General features: G+C 69.4%; 6 protein-coding genes. 5 read left to right on the top strand and 1 reads right to left on the bottom strand.

Annotation, left to right across the window (positions count from 1 at the left end):
* Positions 1–805: 805 nt before the first annotated feature.
* Both ACYVG5_RS21190 and ACYVG5_RS21185 read left to right on the top strand, forming a co-directional pair.
* Positions 806–2,272 carry an aldehyde dehydrogenase family protein gene (locus tag ACYVG5_RS21190; protein ID WP_222050752.1) on the top strand — a complete coding sequence of 489 codons (1,467 nt, stop codon included), beginning with the start codon at positions 806–808 and terminating at the stop codon, positions 2,270–2,272.
* A 103-nt stretch (positions 2,273–2,375) separates the two neighbouring features.
* On the top strand, positions 2,376–3,929 hold the full coding sequence (locus ACYVG5_RS21185; RefSeq protein WP_460683526.1) for an MFS transporter: 1,554 nt from the start codon (positions 2,376–2,378) through the stop codon (positions 3,927–3,929).
* Between the two features lie 29 nt (positions 3,930–3,958).
* Here ACYVG5_RS21185 and ACYVG5_RS21180 read toward each other — a convergent pair whose 3' ends face one another.
* The gene (locus ACYVG5_RS21180; RefSeq protein WP_222050749.1) at positions 3,959–4,885 is read right to left on the bottom strand and encodes a LysR family transcriptional regulator; all 927 of its coding nucleotides are present in this window, start codon (positions 4,883–4,885) and stop codon (positions 3,959–3,961) included.
* Between the two features lie 158 nt (positions 4,886–5,043).
* On the opposite strand from ACYVG5_RS21180, the gene ACYVG5_RS21175 reads away from it, so the two are divergent.
* The 3 genes from ACYVG5_RS21175 (at position 5,044) to ACYVG5_RS21165 (ending at position 7,754) form a co-directional block, all read left to right on the top strand.
* Positions 5,044–6,132: an SDR family NAD(P)-dependent oxidoreductase gene (locus ACYVG5_RS21175; protein ID WP_222050747.1), complete on the top strand. Its 1,089-nt coding sequence runs from the start codon at positions 5,044–5,046 to the stop codon at positions 6,130–6,132.
* Between the two features lie 191 nt (positions 6,133–6,323).
* The gene (locus ACYVG5_RS21170; RefSeq protein ID WP_460683525.1) at positions 6,324–6,710 is read left to right on the top strand and encodes an alpha/beta fold hydrolase; all 387 of its coding nucleotides are present in this window, start codon (positions 6,324–6,326) and stop codon (positions 6,708–6,710) included.
* 519 nt (positions 6,711–7,229) lie between these two features.
* On the top strand, positions 7,230–7,754 hold the full coding sequence (locus ACYVG5_RS21165) for a Rieske 2Fe-2S domain-containing protein (protein WP_222050744.1): 525 nt from the start codon (positions 7,230–7,232) through the stop codon (positions 7,752–7,754).
* Positions 7,755–7,846 lie beyond the last annotated feature (92 nt).

Here is a 7,846-nt window from a genome sequence, read left to right as displayed (position 1 = left end):
TGTGAGAGGTCTTCCAGAAGATCACGCGGTGGCCGCCTTCACGTGGAGGGCCCGCTGGTCACCGGGGCCGTCGCACACCACCTTGGTGGACGCCACTAGGGGGCCTGACCCTGCACGCTGGTCCTGCGGTCAAGGTTGCATGCGTTCGGCGCCCTGGAGCCGTCCGGACCGAGCGTCCGCCGAGTTGGCTCCCGGCGGCCGTTGCACGCCGGCGTCGTCGGCCTCCGCCCCCGCGCGGGCTTCAGCGGCGACGCCGTCAAGGAGTCGGAGCATTGACAGAGCCCCGGCGGTGGCCTACAACTCCACTGAGCAGAGAGCATGTCTGCGTAGAAGAACTTCCCAGCGCGGTCGAGTCCCCGCGCACGAGTGACTGACGGGGCGGACCAGCTTGGAGAACCGACTCTCCGCGTGCAGCTCTCCCGAGCACCCCTGGCGCACCCGGCCGCCTCGTCGAGAGCAGGGATCCTCCTGGGCGGGCACGCGCCTGAATCAGCGCGCTGACCGACGCCACGGCGGCCCCGCTCGGCGCTCCCCGGAACCGCGTTCGCGGGGTAGTGCGTGAGGTACCGGCTCCGTACTGGGCGCCCAGTGATGTGGCCTTCTCCAAACGGGATCGGGGATGAGCCGCCACGTTCACGTCTTGGCAGCCGGGGGTGGGGCCTGGCCGCACGATCAGCGGCGGGCTCGTGAACCGATGACTCCGCGCGTCGCTGACACCCCGCGCTGGGGTGGCACGGCTCTCTCAACCGCGCCCCGGTCAGACCGATCGACGGCGCCCGTTCCACGACCTGAGGACGACGTCGCGATGACCCTGCTTGACACCGCCAGCACTGCCGTCGACCGCCGGTGGGAGGTTCTGCTGGGTGGTTGGCCCATGCCCACCCGCGCGCGATACGAGGTGGAGGACCCGACCACTGGCCGGCGGCTCACCGACGCGCCGGACTGCTCTCCGGAGGAGGTGGACCGGGTCGTTCGGGCGGCCGCAAGGGCGCAACGGTCCTGGGCGCTGCTGCCTGCCCGGGCCCGGGCAGGCAGGGTGCGCGAGTTCGCTGCGCTGCTGCGGGCGCACGCCGACGAGCTGGCCACCCTGGATGCGGCAGACGCCGGGTTCCCGCTCCCGGTGATGCAGGCCGATGTCGGCGCGGCCGCCACGCTGCTGGAGATCATGGCCGACCACGCGCTCGGCCTTGGCGGGGGAACCTTCCCGCTGTCGGGCAACCTGCACTACAGCGTCCAGGAGCCCTACGGCGTTGTCGGCCGCATCGTGCCGTTCAATCACCCGCTGTTCTTCGCCGCGGGCAAGGTCGCCGCGCCGCTGGTGGCCGGCAACGCCGTCGTCCTCAAGGCCCCGGACCAGACCCCGCTGTCGGCGCTGCGGATGGCCGAGCTGGCCGCGGAGGTGTTCGGACCGGATCTGTGCGCCGTTGTGAGCGGCCGGGGGGCGGTCACCGGGCAGGCGTTGGTCCGGCACCCATTGATCCGGCGGATCGGCTTCATCGGGGCGCCGGACACCGGCCGCCTCATCCAGCGCCAGGCCGCGGAGAGCGGCGTGAAGTACGTCAGCCTGGAGCTCGGCGGGAAGAACGCGCTGATCGTGATGCCCGACGCCGACTTGGTCAGGGCTGCCGACAGCGCCGTTTTCGGGATGAACTACACCGCCACCGCCGGGCAGTCCTGTGGGTCAACCAGCCGCCTGCTGCTACATCTGTCGATCGCCGACCAGGTGCTCGAGTCCGTGGTCGAGCAAGTGCGGGCGATCCGGGTCGGGCACCCGCTGGACGCGGGTACCCAGATGGGACCGCTGATCGACCGGCGACAGTACGAGAAGTCGCTGGCCGCGATCGACGCCGCTACGGCGGCCGGGGCACAGGTACTGGCCGGCGGCGGCCGCCCGGACACCGTCGGTGCGGAGGGCTGGTACGTCGCCCCGACCGTGCTCGGCGGGATGGCGGCGGACAACCCGGCGGCGGTGGAGGAGATCTTCGGCCCAGTGCTCTCGGTGCTCACCTTCTCCGACGAAGCCGAGGCCGTGGAGATCGCCAACCGGAGCGACTACGGGCTTACCGCCGGGGTGTGGACCAGTGACGTCACCCGCGCGCATCGGATGGCCGCGCAGCTGCAGGCCGGCTACGTGTGGGTCAACGGCAGCTCCCGGCACTTCTGGGGTCTCCCGTTCGGTGGGGTGAAAGCCTCCGGCGTCGGCCGGGAGGAGTCCCTCGACGAGCTCCTCTCGTACACCGAGACCAAGGCGGTGACCGTCGTTCTGGAGTGACGCGTCGGCGGCCAGCCGGTCGCCCTTGACGTGCTCGGCCCGCCTTGCTCTAACCCCGCATAGGTGCGCTCTGCACAGCAGACACTTGTCTATAGAACCCGGAGTGTTGCCGCCGCATGGGAGTATCTGGTTCGGCAGTTGCCAGGGTGACCGCTCCCCGCAGCCGACGGCCGTCATCCAGGGAGACGCTGGCCGGGACGGTGAGTCCCGCCGGCCAGGCCGGCGACCGGCCGACTCGGCGACTGACGGGGCAAGGTTGACGTTGCACCGGCACGAGAGGGGCTGGTGCTCCGGGAATCGGCGAGCCCGCGACTTGGGTCCGCGCCTGCTCCTCCCGCTCTGCGCGGGGACGGTCCTCAACCCGGTGAACTCCACCATGATCGCGACCGCCCTGTCGCCCATCGGCCGGGAGTTCGCCGTCGGCGCGGGTGCGACGACCTGGCTGGTCTCGGTGATGTATCTGGCCAGTGCCATCGGTCAGCCGGTGGCCGGCCGGCTGGCCGACGAGTTCGGTCCGCGGCGGGTCTTCCTTGGCGGATGCCTCCTCGTCGCCGTCGGCGGCCTGATCGGTGCGCTGGGCCCGACGTTCAGCTGGCTCGTGGCAGCCCGCGCCGTCCTTGGCTTGGGCGCGGGGGCTGCCTTTCCCGCGGGGATGGCCATGGTGCGTGAGCAGGCCGACCGGCTGGGAGAATCGGCCCCGACCCGCATCCTGGGCCTGCTGAACACGGCAAGTCTGGTCACTCTGACGGTCGGTCCGCCGCTCGGCGGCGTCTTGGTGGACACGGTCGGATGGCGGGCGTTGTTCGCGGTCAACGTGCCGCTCGGGCTGGCGACCACCGCGCTCGGGCTCTTGTACCTGCCGAGGTCGCGCCCTCGGGTCCGGGCCGTTGCGGCCTGGCGGCTGCTGGACCTGCCGGGCACGCTTCTGTTCAGCGGCGTCGTGACCCTGTTGCTGATTGTTCTTACGGCGCTGCCCCGACCGCCGTGGCTACTGTTCCCGGCTCTGATCCTGTGCATGTTCGGCTTTGTCCTGGTTGAGCTGCGTGCGACACGGCCGTTCCTGGACGTCCGGATGCTGGCAGCCAACCCGCCGTTGGTGGTGACCTATCTGCGAGTCCTGCTCACCTTCCTAGTGGTCTACGGGGTCCTGTTCGGGCTCACCCCGTGGTTGCAGGAGGGCAGGGGTCTGTCGGCCAGCGTGGCGGGGCTGATTCTTCTCGGAATGTTCGCAGCAGGGACGGTCGCGTCGCTATTCGGGATGCGGGGGCGGACGACCGTTGTGGCCGCTGCTGGCAGCCGCCCTGGGCGTGCTCGCCGGCGGCCTGGCACTGGTCGGCGTCGACGGGACCACGCCGGTCGCCGTCTTGGCCTGCGTGGCGGCGTTTTCGGGCTGCCCAACGGAATGGGCCAGGTGGCCAACCAGATCATGGTCTACCGGGCTGCGCCCGCCGAGCAGCTGGGTACGGCCACGGGCCTGACTCGTACCGCCCAGTACGTCGGTGCGATGGTGGCCACCAGCGTCGTCGGACTGAGCTATGCCGACGGCGTCGCTGATCCCGGGCTCCACATCCTGGCGTGGGCCTTCAGCGGCGTCGGCGTCCTGCTCGTGGCCATCACCCTCGTCGACCGCGGTCTGCGACGGCCAACTGGGGCTTGACCACCGGCGTTTGCGCCAACGGCCGGCCGTCAAACCGACGCTGCGTCCGAAGCGGGGTCTCGGGCGTCGGCCGCCTTGCGGGGACCCCCCGTGACATGGCGGGCGAACGCCCGCACCGGAGGGGCGAGCTGTCGGTGTCGGGCCCAGTAGAGCCAAATAGGGACGGCCATGGGGTAGCGCTCATCGACCAGTGCAGGCCAACTGGTGGTCTCGGAGGCCCCGGAGAGGTGGTCATCGGCCAGGACGCCGACTCCCAGCCCCGCGCGGGCCATCGCTACCAGCGTGGTTGTGTTAGGTGATTCAAGCGCAACGTCCAGTACGAAGCCACCTTCACGCAGGGCCGGTTCCAGGAGGCGGCGGGTCAGACTGTCGGGGCCGCCGGTCAGGACCGGCACCCCCGCCAGATCCGACACCGGGATCTCGCTCCGGCCCCGCCACGGATGATCCTGAGCCGTCACCACAACCACCCGGGCGTCGCCCAGTCGGTGACCAGCCAGTCTCTCATCGGTCCGTTGCAGGGCAGTCACAAAGTCGACTTCTCCCGTTAGGACCTTCTCCACCGACGGCAGGCCTGGCGATTCGTGCAGCGCGACGTTGATTCGCGGGTGGGTTGCGTGGAATCGACCGATGAGCGGCGCGAGGAAGTGGGGCACGTGCGGGTGCGCACAGGCCATCGTCACCACGCCGGCCCGGCCGCGCGCCAACTCGGTGCTCAGCGCCCGGATCTCGTCGGCTTGGGCGAGCAACTGCTCGGTCCGGGGAAGCAGTTGGGAGCCGGCGCTGGTGATCACGACGCCGCGGCCGGAGCGCTCAAAGAGCGGTACGCCCAGCTCTGCCTCTAGCGCCTTGACCTGCCGCCACACGGACGGCTGGGCCACCTCGAGCCGCTCGGCCGCGCCGAGGAAGGACCCTACGTGGACAACTTCGGCGAAGTACCGCAGTTGGCGCAACTCCATCAATGCTCCATCCGGATAGGTTCTATCCGAACTATTCTATGGACGGGGAAGTGATCATCGCCATAGCGTTGCGCCCCTCATCGCCCGGAGGAGTGGACCCGTCGACGACGGCTCTTCAGGTCGGGCGCAGATCCCCTTCACAGTTGAGGAGCGCGAGGATGTCGATCGACAAGGCTTCCAGTGCAGAAATCTCCGGCGCAGCTTCCGTCACGGCCAAGCAGAGGCAGATGGTGGAGCGGGCTCTCCGCGAGTGGCGGGGCGAGCTCGAGGGGCGGGTCGCCGTGGTCACGGGTGGCGCCCGGGGGATCGGCCGGTCCATGTGTGAGGGGCTGATCCGCGCCGGCGCGAAGGTCGTCGCCGCCGACAAGAGCTGGGACGGCGCCGAGGACTTCCGCAAGCAGCTCGAGGCCGATCAGGGGCTGGCGGTGGAGGTGGACATCACCGACGACGCCCAGCTCGACGCCGCCTATGCCGCGGTCATGGACCGATTCGGGACCGTGGACATCCTGGTCAACAACGCCGCCCTGGTCTCCGAGACCCTCTTTGCACCCACAGGGCACCGCACCACCCTGGACACGACGGACCGGGACTGGAAGGTGATGTTCGGCGTCAATGTCTTCGGCACGCTCAAGGTCATCCGCCGGTTCATCCAGCCCATGCAGGAGAAGAAGCGCGGCAGCATCATCAACGTCGTCAGCAGCGGCGTTCTCACGGCCGCCGCCGGCGGCGGCTACCACGGGCTGCGACCCTGGACGGTGGAGATGCCGTACCAGGCGACCAAGGCGGCCGTCACCGCGCTGACCTTCTACCTCGCCGAAGAGGTGCGCGGCGACGGCGTCGCAGTCAACGCGATCATGCCCGGGCACACCCGGGCGTCGTGGTTCGACGCCACCGCCCGCGCGTTCAACGACATCGGGGTCGTCTACTTCATGCGGCCGGCAATCTCCGAGCACCTGCTGCCGATCACGCTGTTCCTCTCCGCTCAGCATGCTGTTGGGGTGGCGGGCCGGCTGTACTACGTGCCGGAGTGGAACTACGACCACGGTTACGGTGACCACGCGGCCTGGCTGGACCACGAGTTGCCTCCGGACATGGAGGAGATGTACAGCAGGCTGGAGGCAGCAACGCCGACGTACGAGCGATCCGGCGTGCCACACCTGCCCTTCGATGCACAGGGGGCCCTGTACACGGCGGCCCTGGCCAGCCTCGGCTCGCAGGAGAACTGGGCCGGCGGCAGCACCCAGTGAACTGACTTCGTTCCGGCAAGAACACGGCCTCAGTGGCCTGCCCGTTCGACCGGATGATCGTGCGGCACGAGGACGGCGCCGCGGGCTCCGGATCGGTCAGTCGACGCTTGCCCACTTCCCCAAGGCGCGCCTCCGCGCAGCTGAAGAGCGCGCCGGCCTCTGCCGCTCCACGTGCATCGGGAGACGAGTCCATGACCGTCGAGGGCGTTCGCGACGAAGTAGCCGCCGGTATCGAACAGCCGACGCGCTCGTTCTGGCTGGAGCTGCTTGCCGCGGAGGTCCGCTTCCGGAATGCGGGCGGTCACCTCACGCGCAGCATCGAGGCCCCGACCGGCGAGCCGGTGGTCCGGCTGCACGGCGTCAGCGGGCACGCCGAAACATGGGCGCACCGAGCGCACCCTGGCCCGGGACTTCCGGGTTCCGCCCTGGACCTGCTCGGGCAGGGCTTCACCGACAAGTCGGACATCGACTACTCGGTCCGGGTGCTCGCAGAACACGTGCTCGCATTCCTCGACGCGATCGGCGCCACCCGCGCCCATCTGGTCGGCCAGTCCCTCGGGGGATGGGTCGCCGCGTGACTCGCTGTCCACCACCCCGACCGGATCGCCTCGCTGGTCGGGGCCACCGGAGCCGGCCTGCAACTGACCGAGGATGGCACCGACCTCTCCGCGCGCGCGGGACGTCAGGTCGGTGACGCCATCAAGCGGGCACTGGACGAGCCGACCCGGGGAGAAGGTGCGCACCCGGCAACGGCAGCAACTTGATGATCAAGATCCAGCGGTTGTCGGAGGTACTCGAGGCGACTCGCCTTGACCTCTGGGCCAGGAGTGAGCGCGACGGCCGAGTAGCCGGCGAACCGCTCGCTGCCCCGTACGTCAACTCCGGAAAATGCGTTGCCCCGGCCGCAACCTGCTTCGCCTTGTCGGCCAGCGGTGCCCGGACAGATTTCAGGATGGGGTGACCGTCGTCCTGGAGTAGCGGGTGTGCTTGCCCCGCCAGTCCGTGCGTGCTCTACTGGACAGAGTCCTCCTCTGTCCAACAGAGGGGCCCCGGAAACGGGCGATTGACAGTGGGACGCCAGAGGGAGACCGATCCAGATGACCGACCAGACCGGCGTGCTCGCCGATGTGCGGCGCGGGATGATCCCCGCGCACGTCTACAACGACCGCGAGATCTTTGAGCTCGAGAAGGAGCGGGTCTTCTCCCGTGCCTGGGTGTTCGTCGGTCACGAGTCGGAGATCGCCCAGCCCGGCGACTACGTGGTGCGCCGGGTGCTGCAGGACTCCTTCATCGTCACCCGGGACGAGCAGGGCGAGATCCGGGCGCACTTCAACATGTGCCTGCACCGCGGGATGCAGGTCTGCCGGGCCGAGATGGGCAACGCCTCGCACTTCCGCTGCCCGTACCACGGCTGGTCCTACCGCAATGACGGCCGGATCGTCGGCCTCCCATTCCACCAAGACGCTTACGGCGGCGAGGCGGGGTTCAAGCGCAATGGGCAGCGCCTACTGCCGGCGCCTAACCTGGCGACCTACAACGGGTTGATCTTCGTGTCGCTGGACCCGGACGCGCCGCCCCTGGAGGAGTTCCTCGGCGACTTCCGCTTCTACCTGGACTACTGAGGTTTTCTCACCTGGTTCCGCGGTCGAGTGAAGTCAGGACAAGGGCGGCGGCGGCAATAGCGGTGATCCGTTGTGGGCAGACGGTCACGCGA

The organism is Modestobacter lapidis, assembly GCF_054780755.1.
Note: the sequence above shows the minus strand (reverse complement) of the source record. Positions and strands in the feature narration are given on the sequence as shown.

What these genes read in the sequence shown, in the direction of transcription:
- ACYVG5_RS21170 (WP_460683525.1), top strand. Translation starts at nt 6,324, where the DNA reads ATGACCGTCGAGGGCGTTCGCGACGAAGTAGCCGCCGGTATCGAACAG.
- ACYVG5_RS21165 (WP_222050744.1), top strand. Translation starts at nt 7,230, where the DNA reads ATGACCGACCAGACCGGCGTGCTCGCCGATGTGCGGCGCGGGATGATC.
- ACYVG5_RS21175 (WP_222050747.1), top strand. Translation starts at nt 5,044, where the DNA reads ATGTCGATCGACAAGGCTTCCAGTGCAGAAATCTCCGGCGCAGCTTCC.
- ACYVG5_RS21190 (WP_222050752.1), top strand. Translation starts at nt 806, where the DNA reads ATGACCCTGCTTGACACCGCCAGCACTGCCGTCGACCGCCGGTGGGAG.
- ACYVG5_RS21180 (WP_222050749.1), bottom strand. Translation starts at nt 4,885, where the DNA reads ATGGAGTTGCGCCAACTGCGGTACTTCGCCGAAGTTGTCCACGTAGGG.